Source organism: Anaerosinus sp. (assembly GCF_965318445.1).
The window spans coordinates 13,110-31,355 of record NZ_CBDNNH010000002.1; the positions used below are offsets into that span (position 1 = coordinate 13,110).

At 36.1% G+C, this 18,246-nt stretch carries 16 protein-coding genes and 1 other annotated feature; of the genes, 14 read left to right on the forward strand and 2 right to left on the reverse strand.

Going from position 1 to position 18,246, the window contains the following annotated elements; genetic code table 11:
- The first annotated feature begins 21 nt into the window (after positions 1 to 21).
- The 4 genes from ACWZFG_RS00380 (at position 22) to ACWZFG_RS00395 (ending at position 3,488) form a co-directional block, all read left to right on the forward strand.
- Positions 22 to 1,362 carry an ammonium transporter gene (locus ACWZFG_RS00380; protein WP_177504815.1) on the forward strand — a complete coding sequence of 447 codons (1,341 nt, stop codon included), beginning with the start codon at positions 22 to 24 and terminating at the stop codon, positions 1,360 to 1,362.
- A 44-nt stretch (positions 1,363 to 1,406) separates the two neighbouring features.
- On the forward strand, positions 1,407 to 1,766 hold the full coding sequence (locus ACWZFG_RS00385) for a P-II family nitrogen regulator (RefSeq protein WP_147667626.1): 360 nt from the start codon (positions 1,407 to 1,409) through the stop codon (positions 1,764 to 1,766).
- Positions 1,767 to 2,160: 394 nt separating this feature from the next.
- Positions 2,161 to 3,027, forward strand: a complete 867-nt coding sequence (locus ACWZFG_RS00390; protein ID WP_455576891.1) for a response regulator — start codon at positions 2,161 to 2,163, stop codon at positions 3,025 to 3,027.
- A gap of 2 nt (positions 3,028 to 3,029) precedes the next feature.
- Entirely contained in the window at positions 3,030 to 3,488 is a 459-nt protein-coding gene (locus ACWZFG_RS00395) for a chemotaxis protein CheX (RefSeq protein WP_177504817.1), read from the forward strand.
- A gap of 46 nt (positions 3,489 to 3,534) precedes the next feature.
- Here the strand turns inward: ACWZFG_RS00395 and ACWZFG_RS00400 are convergent, their stop codons facing one another.
- On the reverse strand, positions 3,535 to 4,707 hold the full coding sequence (locus ACWZFG_RS00400) for an aminotransferase class I/II-fold pyridoxal phosphate-dependent enzyme (protein ID WP_177505259.1): 1,173 nt from the start codon (positions 4,705 to 4,707) through the stop codon (positions 3,535 to 3,537).
- Positions 4,704 to 5,183 carry an Lrp/AsnC family transcriptional regulator gene (locus tag ACWZFG_RS00405; protein WP_147668182.1) on the reverse strand — a complete coding sequence of 160 codons (480 nt, stop codon included), beginning with the start codon at positions 5,181 to 5,183 and terminating at the stop codon, positions 4,704 to 4,706. The genes ACWZFG_RS00400 and ACWZFG_RS00405 overlap by 4 nt, the downstream gene beginning before the upstream one ends.
- 42 nt (positions 5,184 to 5,225) lie before the next feature.
- Positions 5,226 to 5,442, reverse strand: a binding site (T-box leader).
- Positions 5,443 to 5,525: 83 nt separating this feature from the next.
- Here ACWZFG_RS00405 and ACWZFG_RS00410 point away from each other — a divergent pair.
- From ACWZFG_RS00410 to ACWZFG_RS00455, 10 genes are all read left to right on the forward strand, one after another.
- Complete coding sequence (locus tag ACWZFG_RS00410) at positions 5,526 to 6,002, forward strand: YhcH/YjgK/YiaL family protein (RefSeq protein WP_418626732.1); 477 nt, start codon at positions 5,526 to 5,528, stop codon at positions 6,000 to 6,002.
- 162 nt (positions 6,003 to 6,164) lie between these two features.
- On the forward strand, positions 6,165 to 6,965 hold the full coding sequence (gene speD / locus ACWZFG_RS00415; RefSeq protein WP_177505257.1) for an adenosylmethionine decarboxylase: 801 nt from the start codon (positions 6,165 to 6,167) through the stop codon (positions 6,963 to 6,965).
- Between the two features lie 161 nt (positions 6,966 to 7,126).
- Positions 7,127 to 10,900, forward strand: a complete 3,774-nt coding sequence (locus ACWZFG_RS00420) for a phosphoribosylformylglycinamidine synthase (RefSeq protein WP_418626733.1) — start codon at positions 7,127 to 7,129, stop codon at positions 10,898 to 10,900.
- A 140-nt stretch (positions 10,901 to 11,040) separates the two neighbouring features.
- Positions 11,041 to 11,976 carry a DUF2156 domain-containing protein gene (locus ACWZFG_RS00425; RefSeq protein ID WP_177505255.1) on the forward strand — a complete coding sequence of 312 codons (936 nt, stop codon included), beginning with the start codon at positions 11,041 to 11,043 and terminating at the stop codon, positions 11,974 to 11,976.
- A 341-nt stretch (positions 11,977 to 12,317) separates the two neighbouring features.
- The gene (locus ACWZFG_RS00430) at positions 12,318 to 12,761 is read left to right on the forward strand and encodes a DUF1934 domain-containing protein (RefSeq protein ID WP_418626734.1); all 444 of its coding nucleotides are present in this window, start codon (positions 12,318 to 12,320) and stop codon (positions 12,759 to 12,761) included.
- Between the two features lie 23 nt (positions 12,762 to 12,784).
- Positions 12,785 to 14,443 (forward strand): arginine--tRNA ligase, encoded by a 1,659-nt coding sequence (argS, locus tag ACWZFG_RS00435; RefSeq protein WP_418626735.1) that lies wholly within the window; start codon positions 12,785 to 12,787, stop codon positions 14,441 to 14,443.
- A gap of 55 nt (positions 14,444 to 14,498) precedes the next feature.
- Positions 14,499 to 14,840, forward strand: coding sequence for a DNA-directed RNA polymerase subunit delta (rpoE, locus tag ACWZFG_RS00440; protein WP_147668184.1), 342 nt, complete (start codon positions 14,499 to 14,501; stop codon positions 14,838 to 14,840).
- Positions 14,841 to 14,968: 128 nt separating this feature from the next.
- Positions 14,969 to 16,573 carry a CTP synthase gene (locus ACWZFG_RS00445; protein WP_177505252.1) on the forward strand — a complete coding sequence of 535 codons (1,605 nt, stop codon included), beginning with the start codon at positions 14,969 to 14,971 and terminating at the stop codon, positions 16,571 to 16,573.
- Between the two features lie 115 nt (positions 16,574 to 16,688).
- Positions 16,689 to 17,636, forward strand: coding sequence for a signal peptide peptidase SppA (gene sppA, locus ACWZFG_RS00450; protein WP_177505251.1), 948 nt, complete (start codon positions 16,689 to 16,691; stop codon positions 17,634 to 17,636).
- Positions 17,637 to 18,239, forward strand: a complete 603-nt coding sequence (locus ACWZFG_RS00455) for a Yip1 family protein (RefSeq protein ID WP_455576892.1) — start codon at positions 17,637 to 17,639, stop codon at positions 18,237 to 18,239.
- Positions 18,240 to 18,246 lie beyond the last annotated feature (7 nt).

Consider the following 18,246-nt stretch of genomic DNA (forward strand, 5'->3'; position numbering starts at 1 on the left):
TTAAGAAAAGAGGGAATGAAGATGAAAAAGTTATGGTCAACGATATTTAACACTTTGGTGTTGTTCTTGATGACAGTTTCAGTTGCATTTGCTGCTGACGGTGAGTCTGTGATTGATACAGGAGACACAGCGTGGGTATTGATTAGTGCAGCATTGGTATTCATCATGACTCCGGGGCTTGGTTTTTTCTATGGTGGTATGGTAAGAAATAAGAATGTATTGAGTACAATTATGCAAAGTTTTTTTATTGTTGGACTTATATCAGTTGAATGGGTTCTAATTGGCTATACATTAACTTTTGGCAGTGATATTTCTGGATTTATCGGTGATTTATCTAAAATTGGTTTAAATGGGATTGATGTTCATACAGTGATGGGAACAATTCCTGAGTTTGCTTTTGTTGCATTTCAGTGTATGTTTGCAGTAATTACACCAGCATTAATTACTGGTGCATTTGCAGAAAGAATGAAATTCTCTGCTTTCGTGACATTTATCTTGCTATGGGCTATACTTATTTATAACCCAATGGCACATTGGGTATGGGGCGGCGGTTGGCTTGCCGAATTAGGTGCGCTAGACTTCGCAGGTGGGTTAGTAATTCACATTCTTTCCGGTGTATCTGGATTAGTTATTTGTTTAATGATTGGGAAAAGACGTGGCTATGGTAAGAGTCCAATTCTTCCGCACAATATTCCAATGGTTGTTTTAGGCGCGACTTTACTTTGGTTTGGTTGGTTTGGCTTTAATGCAGGTAGTGCTTTAGGCGCGAATGGTCTTGCTGCAAATGCATTTATTGTTACGCAAGCAGCAGCAGCAGCAGCGACAGTATCTTGGGTTTTTGCAGAGTGGATGCATAATGGAAAGCCTACTGTATTTGGTGCAGCCAGCGGATGTGTTGCAGGTCTTGTAGCGATTACTCCGGCAGCAGGTTTTGTAACTCCGATGCCAGCGGTTTTAATTGGTCTTATCGGTGGTGCGATTTGTTACTTCTCCGTAGCAGTAGTAAAAGCAAAATTTGGCTATGATGATTCTTTGGATGCATTCGGAGTTCATGGTATTGGTGGTACTTGGGGTGCAATTGCAACTGGTCTTTGGGCAACAACTAGTGTAAATGAATCTGGTGCAGATGGCTTATTCTACGGTAATCCAGATTTATTGTTTATTCAAACTCTTTCTGTTATTGCTGCATGGGTATTAGCAATTGTTGGCACAGTACTTTTAATTAAAATTATTGGTGCATTTATGAAAATTAGAGTGGATGAAAGTGATGAAATCGCTGGCGTGGATATTAGCGAACATGGCGAACGTGCTTATGGTCAAAGTTTCGTTGCAGGTAATCCGTTGTTTGGAAATAAAGAATAGTTACTTTCAAGAGTCAATAGATTAAATTAAAAGGAGGAGTTTTTATGAGGAAAATTACGAAAATCGATATAATAACGAGACCTGGAAAATTAGAAGAGTTAAAAGAAGCTCTAAATGCAATCGGTGTTGCTGGTATGACGGTAAGTCAGGTATATGGCTGTGGATTGCAAAAAGGTCATAAGGAAATTTATCGTGGTACGGAATATACAATTAATCTTGTACCAAAGGTAAAAATAGAAACGGTAGTTTGTGAGATTCCAGTAGAAAAAGTATTAGAAGTTGCTAAACGCGTTTTAAATACAGGTCATATTGGCGATGGGAAAATATTTGTATACGATGTCGAAAATGCTGTAAGAATTCGTACTGGTGAGGAAGGCGATTTAGCAATTATAGATCAAAAATAATATTTAAATAAGATAAGAGCATTAAAGCTGGTTGTAAAGCTTTAATGCTTCTTCTTTTGTGTAGATTTTTCATCTACATCGAGCTTTTTCGGCAGGATTTTTAAGAAAAAAGTTTAACTTTTATAAATAGGAAATTAGTCATAGGAAGTTTATTGAATTCAAACGATATAAAAAATAGAGCGTTTGTTAAAAAATTAATAAGAAATAATGGGTAAAGTCATTTATGGCTGACTTAGGCCATCGAAAATGTTGACCATTCTATCTATGATTTTAATAAAAGAAATCTAACTGGAAAGTCTAAGATTTGAAATGGACTGGTTGTAATTTTAATGAATGCAGAGTATTTTTTAGAAAAGGATGTTTAGTTTACTAAAAGTTAACATTAGAAAAGCAGGTGATAAAGTTGCGTAAGATTCGCTTATTAGTGGTAGATGACTCTCGGATTAGTCATGCGATGATAGAAGGTGTATTGGCGAGAACTAATTTTGAAATATGCGGCTCTGCTAAAAACTGCGCAGCAGCGGTAGAGATGTATAAGGAACTAAAACCTGATGCGGTAACTATGGATATGAATCTACCTGATGCAGATGGGTTAGAGTGTAGCAGGCGGATATTGGAGATTAATCCCAAAGCAAAAATTATAATGATTAGCGCAATGCGGGATGCGAAACTTATGATGCGAGGAAGAACAGTAGGAATTTCATCTTTTTTACAAAAACCGTTAAATGCAACTGAACTTATTGATACGTTAAAAATTGCGTGTGGATTTACTGATGGTGATATGAGTATTTTACAAGAAACTTACGTGAAGCCTTTTGTAAAAGTATTGCAACAAAATCTGTTCAGTCTTGCTGGGGTACATAGCAAAATTTCTGTAGAACAAGACACGTCTTCGAGAATTTCAGCAGATGGAATTGCTATTATTATTGGAATTACCGGAAATCCGATAGGTAGAATGATTTTACATTCTGATTTTGATACGATGTATAATTTTGCGCAGATGGTGTTGGGGGAAGTTGAAAATGTAACGGAAGAGGAGGCAAACGATAGCATGGAAGAACTTGCAAATATTATTGCTGGTAGAAGTGTTTCAATTATCAATGATATTTGCAAAGACAAAGAAATCCGTATCACACCGCCAGGAACGATTTGTGGAAACAATTTAAGTATAGTTAATCCAAAACTAACATCATTTAATGTTGAGGCTGTAACGAGATTAGGTGTATTTAAAATGAATATTGGCTTTGCTGGAGGAGAGTAATTGTGGATGTTAAATTAATAAATCCATTCGTCGATGCTGTTACTACAGTCATGCCACAAATGGGATTCCAAGACATCGCAAAGGGAAAGGTTTCTGTCAGAGAAAAATCTGCGATGAGTTTGGGCGTTACTGTTTTAGTTGGTGTGACACAGGCAGTTCGAGGGAATGTAGCATATAATATGACAGACGATACAGCGAAATTCATCGCTTCAACAATGATGTGTGGTATGCCGGTAGAAAATTTTGATGATATGGCACAAAGTGCTATTTCAGAAATGGCAAATATGCTCACTGCAACAGCGGCAACAAATTTGACGACAATGGGATATGCTGTAGATATATCTACGCCAACATTGACACTTGGTGATGGGTTTAATGTAAAAATCAGCAATTCCCAATATCTTGTCATTGAATTATTAATTAGTTCTAAACCATTTGAAATTAATATTGCGTTAGAATAAAGAAAAACACCTTGGAATCCAAGGTGTTTTTTTATAAATGTGTATATTAGCGGATATGTTTTTTTACAAAATTTTCGATGCGGTTTAATGCTTCCGAAATTTTACTTACTGATGTAGCATAAGAGCAACGAACAAATCCTTCACCACTTCCTCCAAATGCGTTTCCAGGTACTAAAGCAACGCGTTCACTGCGAAGCAGTTGTTCTGCGAATTCTTCGGAAGAAAGACCAGTGTTTTTGATGCAAGGGAAAATATAGAATGCGCCTTTCGGTTCAAAACACTCTAAGCCCATATTACGCATTCCATCAAGAATTAGGTGGCGGCGGCGATCATATTCAGCTACCATCTTTTTCATATTGGATTCGCCATGGCGAAGTGCTTCTACTGCGGCAATTTGTGCGGTAATTGGTGCGCAGAGCATTGTATATTGGTGGATTTTGGTCATTGCAGAGATAAATTCTGGATTTGCTAATGCATATCCAATGCGCCAGCCAGTCATGGCATAGGATTTTGAAAAACCGTTCAATAAGATGGTACGGTCTTGCATATTAGGAAGTGATGAAAAGCATGTATGAACTGCATCGCCATAGACTAAGTTTGAATAGATTTCATCGGAAATAACGATAAGATCGTGTGTTTCAGCAAATTTAGCTATTTCGAGCAATCCTTCTTTCGTCATAACTGCGCCAGTTGGATTATTGGGATATCCGATGAGTAAAACCTTTGTTTTGGGAGTAAGATGTTTTTCTAAATCTTCAACTGTTATACGAAATTCATTTTCAATACTTGTTGGCACGCCGATTGGATTTCCTCCAGCAAGTGTCACACAAGCTTTATAAGAAACGTAGCAAGGCTCAGGAATCAGAACTTCATCTCCAGGTGAAACTACAGTACGGAGTGCTAGATCAAGAGCTTCACTTACGCCAACGGTAATCAGAACTTCTTTCTTGGGATCATAAGAGACATGATGATCTCTTAATAATAAGCGGACAATTTCTTCACGAAGCTCTAATAATCCACGGTTTGCGGTATATGCGGTATATCCTTGTTCTAAACCGTAAACACAGCTCTCACGAATGTGCCAAGGTGTAATAAAATCAGGTTCTCCTACACCTAAAGAGATAACGTCTTCCATTTCAGCGGCAATATCAAAAAAACGACGAATTCCAGAGGGAGCAATTGCATTTACCGAAGGGGAAATACGTTTTGACCAACTCATGGTGACACCACCAATCTACGATCTTTTTCTTGGTCGTTGATAATAACACCATCTTTTTTGTACGCTTTTAACATAAAGTTGCTATGTGTACTGATAACACCATCAATTGTTGCAAGACGAGTAGATACGAAATTGGAGACATCTTTTAAAGTTTTACCTTCAATCATAACAAGTAAGTCAAAACCACCAGACATAAGATATACTGAACGAACTTCGGCAAATCGATAAATGCGTTCAGCGATTGCGTCAAATCCAACTTCGCGCTGTGGCGTCACTTTTACTTCAATCGTTGCTGTTACACTGTCTATGCCAAATTTCTCCCAGTTGATTAAAGTATTGTACTTTAAGATAACTTTATCTTTTTCTAACTGTTTGATTTGTTCGCTTACTTCATATACAGATCTATTTAACATGGCAGCTAGTTCTTCAACCGGTCGTTTCGCATCATGCTCTAAAAGTTCAAGTAATTGTTTCATAGTATCACTCCTATTTTTTTATATAAAAAAAGCCCTCATCCTAAAAAGGACGAGAACTACTCCCGCGGTACCACCTTGATTAGCTAAAAGCTCACCTTCACCTCGTTAACGCCGAGCTACGGTACATCCTACTAAAATTTTTATTTGTTCGGATAACAGCTCATGGGTAGCTTTCCAAATTCATACTCTTACCGATTTACAGCACCATCGGCTCTCTGAAAAGATTTATGAAATGTACTCTTCCAATCATTGCTTATCATTTTATATTTGTATAAAATAATAACATAAGCCAAAAGAAGAATGCAATAGAATTTTTATAATAAATTTTAAGGAGTTGTTTTTATGATCGTAGGTCATATTCGTAATTTGGAAAATGAGAAGTATCGTTTTCCAGAAAGCATTAAAAAAGCTTTACATTTTTTAAAAGAACAGAATCTTTCAAAATTAAATGATGGGAAATATGAAATTGACGGTGAAAAAATTTTTGCTATGGTTTCTAGTTATATGAGTAAAGAACGCAGTGAGTGTAGGGCTGAAACACATCGAAAATATATTGATGTGCAGTTTATTGCAGAGGGGGAGGAGTTGATGGGGTATTGTGCATTGAATCCTGTGCTGGAAATTGAAGAAGACTGCGCTGAGGAACGCGATGCTATCTTCTATAAGGCTCTCATTCCAGAAAGTGATATTATTTTAAGTCAGGGAATGTACGCAGTAATTTATCCTCATGATGTGCATCGTCCTTGTTGTTTTCTTGAGCAACCGCAGAGAGTAAAAAAGATTGTTATTAAAGTTAGTATTGACACTTTGGAAAAATAATATATAATACAATTGCCTTTATAAAGCAGACTTGATGCAGTGGAGTATTTACTCCATACGAATCCTAGTTGCTGGATAAAAAAAGGTTTTTGGTGGTTTATGTAGAATTGTAAATGGGCTATTGGCAGGTTGGAAATACTAATTGAAAAGTAAGGTGATTAAATGGATATTAGGGAAATAAATAAATTGAAATTATATGGGTTTAATAATTTAACAAAAAGTCTGAGCTTTAATATGTATGACATTTGTTATGCAAAAACAGCTGAACATAAAAAAGAATATATTGAGTATATTGATGAAGAATATAATGCTGAAAGGCTCACTAATATCCTCACTGAGGTTGCGCATATCATTGGTGCCAACATTTTAAATATTGCGAAACAAGATTATGAACCGCAAGGTGCCAGCGTAACGATGTTGATTTCTGAAGAGCCATTAGAACCAGTATCAGAAGCAGTAGTTTGTCATTTAGATAAAAGTCATATTACTGTTCACACGTATCCAGAAAGTCACCCTGATCAAGGAATTTCGACGTTTCGTGCCGATATTGACGTATCGACCTGTGGGAAAATTTCACCGCTTAAAGCATTAAACTATCTTTTAAAGTCTTTTTGCTCCGACATTGCAATTGTTGATTATCGGGTGAGAGGTTTTACACGTGATGTAAATGGTAAAAAATTCTTCATTGACCATAAAATTAACTCAATCCAAAATTATATTGATCAAGAAATTAGAAACAAGTATCAGATGATTGATGTTAATGTATATCAAGAGCATATTTTCCATACGAAAATGCTTTTACGTGAATTTGATCTTGATAATTATTTATTTGGGACACCAAAGAATGAATTGACCATTGGTGAGAAGAAAAAAATTAAACAACGCTTGAAAAAGGAAATGGCAGAAATTTTCTATGGGCGTAATATTCCAAAAGTAAGAGGAACTTTATCTGAGGGCTCATAACATTGTTGTAGTCCTTAATTTCTTATCTGTTTTTATGGCAAGTTATGCGCCTATAAACAGATAAGTTTCATAAGGTCCCTCTTACTTACTGGAATTGCTTTATTGAAGAAAACTTAAAATAATAGGTATTTAAGTTTGTAATTTTAGAGGGAGGTCTGACATTGGGAGTAAAAAGAATTTATGTAGAAAAACGTCAAGGTTTTGATATACCAGCACAAGCTTTATTTGCTGACTTAGTAGAAAGTTTTAGTTTAGATAAATTAAAGCGAGTTCGTATTATTAATCGTTATGATATCGAAGGCATCAGTGATGAAGAATACGCAAAGGCTCGCAATATTGTTTTTTCTGAACCTCCAGTTGATTTAGTATATGATGAAGAATTGCCACAAATGAATAATACTCGAATATTTGCTGTAGAATATTTACCAGGTCAATATGACCAGACGGCAGACTCCGCAGCGCAATGTGTACAATTACTAACACAAAAAGAACGCCCTGTAATTTCTACGGCTAGAGTAATTGCGCTTGTAGGTGATATTACGGATGAAGAGTTTGTGAAAATTAAGAGCTATTGCATTAATGCAATTGAAAGTCGTGAAGCATCGCTTGAAAAACCACAAACTTTGAATTTGCAAGTGGAAATTCCTGCTGATGTTAAAATATTAAATGGTTTTGTTAAGAAAAATGATGCACAGTTAAAAGCTTTTATGGAAGAGCAAGGTTTTGCGATGAGTTTTGAAGATTTGAAATTCTGTCAAAGCTATTTTCGCGATACAGAGAAGCGTGATCCTAGCATTACTGAAATTAAAGTGATTGATACTTATTGGTCCGACCATTGTCGTCATACAACTTTTATGACAAAAGTGGAAGCGGTTGAGTTTGAAGATGGGTATTTTTCTGAACCGATTAAAGAAGCTTATCGCTTATACTTAAAAGATCGCGAATTTGTTTATGGTGATACAGAGCGCGATATTACGCTGATGGACATTGCCGTAATTGGGATGAAACAACTACGTAAATTAGGAAAAATTCAAGATTTAGATATTTCAGAAGAAATTAATGCATGTAGTATTGTAGTCAATGCAGATATAGATGGGAAAAATGAAGATTGGCTGGTTATGTTTAAAAATGAAACACATAATCATCCAACGGAAATTGAACCATTTGGCGGTGCGGCAACTTGCTTAGGTGGTGCAATTCGTGATCCACTTTCTGGCCGCTCTTATGTTTATCAGGCAATGCGTGTTACAGGTTGTGCTGATCCGCGTACGACTGTTGCTGACACGATGGCAGGAAAATTGCCACAAAAGAAAATTACATTAGGTGCAGCGACTGGGTATAGTTCTTATGGTAACCAAATTGGCTTGGCGACTGGACAGGTTGCTGAAATATACCATGAAAACTTTGTTGCAAAGCGTCTTGAAGTTGGTGCAGTTATTGCTGCAGCGCCAAAATGTAACGTTGTACGTGAAGTGCCGGCCGTTGGTGATGTTGTTGTTTTAGTTGGTGGGAAAACTGGACGTGATGGTTGTGGCGGTGCAACTGGTTCATCAAAAGAGCATACAGAGGAATCATTAACAAGTTGTGGTGCTGAAGTGCAAAAAGGAAATGCGCCAACGGAAAGAAAAATTCAGCGCTTATTTAGAAATCCAGAAGTTAGCCGGATGATTAAGCGTTGTAATGATTTTGGTGCAGGCGGAGTTGCCGTTGCAATTGGTGAGTTAACAGACGGACTTGTCATTAACCTTGATGCTGTGCCGAAAAAATATGAGGGGCTCGATGGTACTGAACTTGCGATTTCCGAGTCCCAAGAGCGTATGGCTGTCGTAATTAAAAAAGCAGATGTAGAAAGATTTGTTCGTTACGCAGATGAAGAAAATTTAGAGGCAACGCTTGTTGCTGAGGTGACCGATAATGAACGTTTAACGATGAATTGGCGTGGAAAACCTATTGTAAGTTTAAGTCGTGATTTCTTAAATACAAATGGTGTAAAACAAGTGGTTGATGTAAAAGTAGCTGCACCAGTAGAAAATGAAAACTACTTACGTAAGATACCAGCTGCAGTAGAAGATCAGATGGATGATTTAGAAAAAGCATGGCTTGCCAACTTATCACAGCTAAACGTATGCAGTCAAAAAGGATTAGTGGAACGATTTGATGCAACAATAGGTGCAAATACTGTACTGATGCCATTTGGGGGTAAATATCAAAAAACTCCTGCGGAAGGTATGGTTGCGAAACTTCCAGTTTTGGGTGGCGAAACGAATACGGCTACAGCAATGACGTTTGGTTTTGATCCATATTTATTAGAATGGAGTCCATTCCATGGCGCAATGTATGCTGTTGTTGAGTCAGTTGCAAAAATTGTTGCTTTAGGTGGACATTATGATAGCATTCGTTTAACTTTCCAGGAATATTTTGAACGTCTTGGCAAAGAAAGTATTCGTTGGGGAAAACCATTTAGTGCGCTGTTAGGTGCGTTAAAAGCGCAACATGAATTTGCTATTCCGGCAATTGGTGGTAAAGACAGCATGTCCGGAACATTTAAAGATATTAATGTCCCTCCATCCTTGATTTCTTTTGCTGTCGATGTAGTAGAAGCAGATAAAGTTATTTCTCCGGAATTTAAAAAGGGAAATAGCAGAGTCGTTGTTGTTCCAGCAAAACGTGATGAGTATGATTTACCAGACTTTACGCAGCTGAAGAAAAACTTTACAAAAATCAGTCAATTAATCGCAGACGGCAAAGTATTTGCGGCGCATAGTGTGCGTGTGGGTGGTATAGCTGCTGCAATTAGTAAGATGTCATTAGGTAATGAAATTGGTTTTGCTTTCAGTCGTCAGCTAGAAACAAAAGATTTGTTTATGAGTGATTATGGCTCTATTATTTTAGAAATTGCAGATTATGTAGATATTGAAGTAGATTTAGCTGGAACTAATGCTTATCTATTAGGGACGACAACAGAAAAAGCGGATATTCGTTTAAGTGGTACAATGGTATCTTTAGCAAAAGTAGAAAAAGCTTATATGGGTACATTAGAGAAAATATTTCCAACACAAACGAAAACAAGTGCGAAAAAAGTTCACTTTACTCCACATACTGCGGGGGGGAAAATTGCATCTCGTACAACTGTTGCTAAACCGCGTATTTTTATTCCTGTATTTCCGGGAACGAATTGTGAATATGATTCAGCGAAGGCTTTTGAAAGAGTTGGTGGTATTGCCAACACGTTAGTGATTCGTAATCTAACTGCAAGTGCAGTTGAAGAATCTGTAGAAGCGATTGTAAAAGGAATTAATGAAGCGCAGATTGTAATGCTTCCAGGTGGATTTAGCGCAGGAGATGAGCCTGACGGTTCTGGTAAATTTATTGCTGCAATGTTTAGAAATCCTCGGATAAAAGAGGCGATAACTTCATTATTAAAGCAACGTGATGGATTGATGCTTGGTATTTGTAATGGTTTCCAAGCACTTATTAAATTAGGACTTGTGCCATATGGTGAGATTACAGATTTAACAATAGAAAGTCCAACGTTAACACATAATAATATTGGACGCCATGTATCTTGCATGGTACAAACGAAAGTCGTATCTAATTTATCTCCTTGGTTCAATAATGTCCAAGTAGGCGATATTCATACAATTGCAGTATCACATGGCGAAGGTCGTTTTGTTGCGGATGCGGAAGTTGTTGCTAAACTTCGTGTGAAAGGGCAAATTGCAACGCAATATGTTGATTATGCAGGTGCTCCAAGTATGAATATTCCATTTAATCCGAATGGTTCAATAGAGGCAATTGAAGGGATTACAAGCCCTGATGGACGTGTATTAGGTAAAATGGGGCATTCGGAGCGTATCGGTACATCAGTTTGTATGAACGTTCCAGGAACGAAAGATCAGCAGTTATTTGCAGCCGGCGTTCGTTACTACAAATAAAAAATGTATTTTTGAATAGTTTTAAGATGTATTTCACATCTTAAAACTATTCTTTTTTTCTTAATCAATTACTAATCCGATTGATTTAATAAGAATTAGTTGTATAAAAAGTCTTAGATTGTTATAATAAGAAACGAGGAGTGATTATTATTAAATTTAAATTATTAGAACAACCAGATAAAGCGATTTTTGATTCGTTTTTTCACGATAGATATTATGAAAACTCACATTGTAATTTTACGAATTTATTTATGTGGCGCAATCCTTATCAAATTGCATGGGCAGTAGAAGATGGAGTTCTTTATTTAAAAGGAAGCTGGCAAGGTAAAGAATTTGCAATGCAACCTTTTGGTCCTATGGGGAAAATGCCTAAAGCAATTGAGTTTTGGCTGAATTATTTTAAAGAGAAAAATACGGAATTTATTATGTCGGGGCTGGAAAAAAGTATGGTAGAGGAAATGAACAGGTATTATCCGAACAGATTTCATATTAGTGAAGATAGAGATAACTTTGATTACGTTTATGAGACAGCAGCTTTAATTTCTTTGTCTGGACGAAAATATCATAGTAAAAAAAATCACCTAAATAGTTTTAAGAAAACCTATCCTGAGGCCATTTATCAACCGATTACAAGTGAAATTAGTTTGCGATGTAAGCTGAGTATCAATACGTGGTATAAACAACATGGAACTTTTGATGATCCGATATTAACAGAAGAAAGAAAAGCCATTATTGAGGTTTTGAATAATTTTGAGTACTTGAATCTAAAAGGTGGTGCAATTTTTATTGGTGAAAGAGTTGTGGCATTTACTTTCGGCGAGCAATTAAATGAAAATACTGCAGTTATCCATGTAGAAAAAGCTGATCCAGAAATTCGTGGCGCATATACAGCGATTAACCAAGCTTTTTGTCAGCGGGAATGGGCTCATTTACAATATGTAAATAGAGAAGAGGATATGGGAATCGAAGGACTTAGAAAAGCAAAACTAAGTTATAAGCCGGTAAAAATGGTTGAAAAATTTGTTGCAGTTTTAAAAGATGATTTAAATCCAATTGATCCAAATCTGTCTATTTAAAAATAAATCTTGGAAAGTGTATTATTTTTTTTTAAAAGCATATACTAGGAGTGAGAAAGCAAGCGATTACTTTCTCATGTGGAGGCACCGTCAGTTTAGCAATAAACTGGCGGTGCTACGGTTTTTTTATAGAGGAAAAAAGGAAGTTTATTGTTTAATAAACTTTTTTAGTTTGTAAATATAACCAATGAAAGAACTTAAATTGTGGCTTGAAAAATTTTTATTTAAAGATTATAATGTAGACTTTGTATGGATAATTATTTTCAATTTACATACTTTTGTTGTTGGCAATGGTGATGCATTACGCTATAATATTCTATAGTATTATAGAGGAGATTTTGATGAATAAGGTAGTAGTTACAGTTATTGGAATACAAAAAGATGCTATGGGGGAAGAAAATCGTATAGAATTCGTTACTACAGGTACACATTACTTTAAGAACGGAATTCATTATGTACTTTATGAAGATAGTGAAGTAAGTGGAATGGAAGGGACTTCGAATCTGTTAAAAATTGCCGATCATCATGTTACTTTAGTAAGAAAAGGTGCTGTATCACAAGAACAGCATTTTGAATTGGCAAAAAAGAGTTCAAGTGTTTATCGTACTCCCTATGGTAGACTTACCTTAACGGTATTGACAAATAAATTAGATATTTGTTATGGTTCAATTTCTGGAAATATCGATATTGTTTATGAGTTATCGATTGATGGACATTGGCAGAGTGAAAACCAACTTCAAATCAGTGTCTGTGCAGATGCTGAAACTTATAGTCATATGAATTGAGTTTTACAGGAGGACGTTATATTTTGGATATTAAAGAAATTCTAATTGACGCAATTTGTCGCGCCGCACAGCAATCTATTGTTGATGGGGCGTTTCATGCTGAGAAATTACCTCAGATTATCTTAGAAGTACCACCGCAAAAAGAATTTGGTGATTATGCCACAAACTTTGCATTACAAGCAGCGCGTGCAGCGAAAACGAATCCGAGAACAATTGCCGAAGCGATTGTTCAGCGTTTAAGTGAAAGCTGGTTAGAAAAAGCGGAAATTGCTGGACCAGGCTTTATTAATTTTTATCTAAAATCGGATATAATCTATGACCGTTTAGCGGCCATTATTGAAAAAGGTGAAACCTATGGTGATTTAGCAGCGAGAAATGATGGAAAAATTCAGGTTGAATATGTAAGTGCAAATCCGACGGGGCCATTACATGTTGGACATGGACGCGGGGCAGCCATGGGGAGCGCTTTAGTAAACTTACTTAGAGCTGCTGGTTATCATGTAGCAAGTGAGTACTATATTAATGATGCTGGCAATCAAATTGATAATTTAGCAGCATCAGTGAATGCAAGATATTTAGAATTGCTAGGTCAAACGGTTGATTTCCCGGAAAATGGATATCATGGTCATGACATTATTGATACTGCAAAACGCATTATCGATGGACATCAAGACGAATACTTAGCTATGAGTGCTGAAGAACGGTTAACAATTTTTAAAGAGTTAGCATTAAAAGAAAAATTAGCGGCGCTGAAGGAAGATTTAGCAGCATTCAATGTACATTTTGATCAGTGGTTTAGTGAACGCAGTTTACATCAAGCAGATGCAATTCATGAAACTTGTGAGTTTCTTAAAGGAAACGGGAATATTTATGAAAAAGATGGTGCATTATGGCTGAAATCAACAGCTTATGGTGATGATAAAGATCGTGTAGTTATTCGTGATAATGGCGTACCTACGTATTTAGCAGCGGATATTGCTTATCATCGTGATAAGTTAGAACGTGGTTTTGATACATTAATTAATATTTGGGGCGCAGATCATCATGGCTATATTTGTCGGGTTAGAGCTGCCATTGAAGCTATGGGGTATAAAGGGGATGCGCTTGAGGTTTTAATTTTGCAGATGGTTAGCTTGTATCGTGATGGTGCGTTAGTAAAAATGTCAAAACGCACTGGACAAAGTGTAACTTTAGCAGAATTAATTGAGGAAGTTGGAACAGATGCAGCAAGATTCTTCTTTATTATGCGTTCTATTGATAGCCAATTAGATTTTGATTTAGATTTAGCTAAGTCTAAATCTAATGAAAATCCAGTTTATTATATTCAATACGCATATGCCCGCATTTGTAGTATATTTAGACAAGCCGAAGAAAATGGATTAGGATTTACTAGTCAAGCAAAATTAAATCTGCTTACCACTGAATCTGAAATTGATTTAATTAAAAAGATGGCAGATTATGAAGAAGAAATTGCTTTTGCCGCAAAAGATCGTGCGCCCCATCGCATTGCAAGATATGTGCATGAATTAGCAGGGGATTTTCATAGTTTTTATAATCAATGCCGTATTATGGGTGTTGAAAAAGATTTGGCTGAGGCTAGACTTAGTTTAGTGAAAGCTGTACAAAATACGATTCGTCATGCATTAAATATTTTAGGCGTTAGTGCACCGGAAAAAATGTAGAAAATTAATTTGTGAAATGTTCGTTTAAATATGAGGGGAGTTTTTTGTTTTGGATATGACAAAAATGGCAGAAGTAGATATTGCTTATCAAATTTTAAGTGCAGCAGGGCAGCCAATTTATTTTAAAGATTTAATTATGGAAATCATTGATAAAAAACAAAAACCAGTGCAATCATTATCTCTAGCTATTTCTGAGGTATACACACTAATTAATATGGATAGCAGATTTCATCATGTAGGAAAAGGAATGTGGGGTTTAGCTGAGCTTACACCACAAGAGGTGAAACGTTCTAGTAGCTCCAGTTCAAGTACAAAATCGAATACAAAACGCAGAGAAAAACTTCTTGAAGAGATTCAAGATTTAGATCCGGTTTCCAAAAAGCGTGATGAAGAGTAACGCTTGACAGCAGATATAAATACAGGATACAATTGTTGGCGTATTTTTAGGTCAATATAAAGATGAATATAGATTCATTTAAGATTTTTATAGAATAATGCAAGGGCAAAAATAGGAGGATTTTTCGCATGGCAAAGTATGTTTTTGTTACCGGAGGGGTTGTTTCCTCATTAGGTAAAGGCATCACAGCGGCTTCATTAGGACGGTTATTAAAGACTCGCGGGATAAAAGTGACGATTCAGAAGTTTGATCCATATATCAATATTGACCCGGGGACGATGAGCCCGTACCAACATGGGGAAGTTTTTGTTACTGAAGATGGAGCAGAAACAGATTTAGATCTAGGGCACTATGAGCGTTTTATTGATATTAATCTAAGTAAAGGGTCTAACGTTACTGCCGGTAAAATTTATTGGTCTGTATTAAATAAAGAGCGTAAAGGAGAATACTTAGGTAGTACAGTTCAAGTGATTCCGCATATAACAAATGAAATTAAACAACGAATTTATAGTGTTGCTGATGAAAGTGATGCAGAAGTTGTTATTACGGAAATTGGCGGTACAGTTGGTGATATCGAAAGTTTACCGTTTATGGAAGCAATTCGCCAAGTCAAAAAAGAAGTTGGAAGAAATGATGTACTTTATATTCACGTAACTTTAGTTCCTTACATTTCTGCGGCAGGTGAGTTAAAAACTAAACCTACACAGCATAGTGTAAAAGAATTGAGAAGTATTGGAATCCAACCTGACATTTTAGTGTGTCGCACGGAAAAAGAAATTTCACCGGAAATGAAAGAAAAATTGGCTTTATTCTGTGATGTTGATGCAGATGCGGTCATTCAAAATAGAACAGCTTCTACAATTTATCAAGTGCCTTTGATGATGCAGGAAGAAGGATTAGATAAAATTGTTTTAGAAAAATTAAAAATGGATTATGGCCCCGCTGATATGACTGAGTGGGCAAAAATGGTAGATAAAATAAATCATCCGTCTCGTGATGTAACAATTGCTATGGTTGGGAAATATGTTGAATTGCAAGATGCATATATCAGTGTTTCCGAATCACTGCACCATGCAGGGATTGCAAATGATGCAGATGTAAAAATAAAATGGGTGAATGCAGAAGAAATTGAAACTAATGGGATAAACTATGATGAAGTATTTGCTGGCTGTCAAGGTATCCTTGTTCCTGGTGGTTTTGGCGATCGTGGTGTTGAAGGCAAGATTCTCGCAATTCAATATGCACGTGAAAATAAAATTCCTTTTTTGGGTCTGTGTTTAGGCATGCAATGTGCGGTAATTGAATATGCGCGCAATGTTTGCAATATGCAAGGTGCAAATAGTACGGAAATGGATGCTGATACGAAATATCCAGTGATTGATTTAATGTCAGATCAAGTGGATATTGAAGATAAAGGTGGAACGATGCGCTTAGGTTCTTATCCATGTAAAGTTAGAAAAGATACAAAAACATATGAAGCTTATGGTAGTGAATTAATTCATGAACGTCATCGCCATCGTTTAGAGTTCAATAATAAATATCGTGAAGAGTTAGAAAACGCAGGCTTGACGATAGCTGGTACTTTACCAGATGATAGTTTGGTAGAAATTATTGAAGTGAAAGATCATCCATGGTTTGTTGCTTCGCAATTTCATCCCGAACTAAAATCTCGTCCGAATAATCCTCATCCATTGTTTAGAGAGTTTGTTGGGGCGGCATTAAAATTTAAATAATGGTCTTAATTAAAATTTTAAGATTAAAGGTCATGATAACATCGCATGGTATCTATGGGCACAATAACAGAAACTGTTGGTTATCCAACAGTTTTCTTTTTAAGGAGAATAGATGATGAATAAGAAAAAAACTATGTTAATTATTGCTTTAGTTATTCTTTTTTCCGTTGTTTTGTTAAACTTAAGTGGTAAAAAATCTGAAGATAATACAAATGGTGATTTAAGAGGAAGTAAAGAACAAATTGCTGTCATTTATGTTGATGGTGTCATTAAGAGTGAACGAAATACAGCCAACGTATTTTCAGAGGACGGCGGTAGTGAAGGGTTAATTAAACAGCTCCATAAAGCTAGTGATGATCCTTCGATTAAAGCAATTATTCTTAGAATTAATAGCCCTGGTGGTGCGGTTACGGCTACCCAAGAAGTAGGAGATGAAATTAAGAAAATTAGGGAAAAAGGGAAATTGGTTGTAACTTCTATGGGCGATATTGCCGCCTCAGGTGGTTATTGGTTAGCCGCTTGTACAGATAAAATTTATGCAAATTCGACAACGCTTACGGGCAGTATAGGCGTTTATATTTCCTATTCTAATTGGGAAGAGCTTTATCAAAAAATTGGTATTAAATCAGATAAAATTAAAAGTGGTGAGCATAAGGATATCTTAGCAAATGATCGTCCAATGACACCTGAGGAACGACAGTTAATTCAAAATATTGTAGACGAAAATTATAATGAATTTGTGAGGGTTGTTGCTGAAGGGCGTAAGCTGGATATAGATAAAGTGAAATCCTTGGCCGATGGCAGAATTTATAGTGGAAAACAGGCAAAAGAACTTGGGTTAGTGGATGAGTTAGGTAATCTTTATGATGTAATAGATAAAACGGCAAAAGAAGTCGGCATTCAAGGAAAAGTTAAAATCAAAGAATATGGAAACAATAATCCTTTCTCTGCACTTCTAGAAAGCAATAGCAAGGCAAATTTATTGGAACTTTTTCTTTCTCAGACAAAAGCAGAAAATGAAGTAAAATCAATTGTGCCGATGGCTATACCGGCAAGAGGATAGGTGAATAACGTGGGAGAATTTTTAGAAACAATTTATGATGTGATATTTAAACCTAAAGAGGCTTTTCAAAAATTTGCACAAACACCGCAAATTTTACAAGCTTGTTTAGTCGTATTTATTACGACGACTTTATCGCTTATTGCAATCTCTGCTGGCAGTGGAGGGGTATCGTATCGAGGTGGACTGATTGTTTTACAGCTTATCGGGAATTTTACTACTCTATTTATTATGGTTGCAATTTGGCATTTAATTGCTGAATTAATGGCAGGTACAGGTCAGGTAAAGTCATTACTAAGTGTTGTAGGTTTTTCCTACTTTCCTCAATTATTAATCACGCCAATTTATTTAATTGCAAGTTTTTTATCTGCTGATATTGCAGCTACATTAATTTTAGTGGCTACTGTTGTTGTTGTTGTATGGACTTTCTATTTGAACTTTACAGGGATAAAAATCGTATATCAAGTGACTGGTGCTAAAGCTTTTCTGGTGATGATTTTGCCAATACTTGCTGTGGCTGTGATTCTATTTTTATCATTCATTTTACTTGGGACGATGTTTATGTCAATTTTTAATGGCACTATCCCTGTACCACCGACGTTATGATGAGATA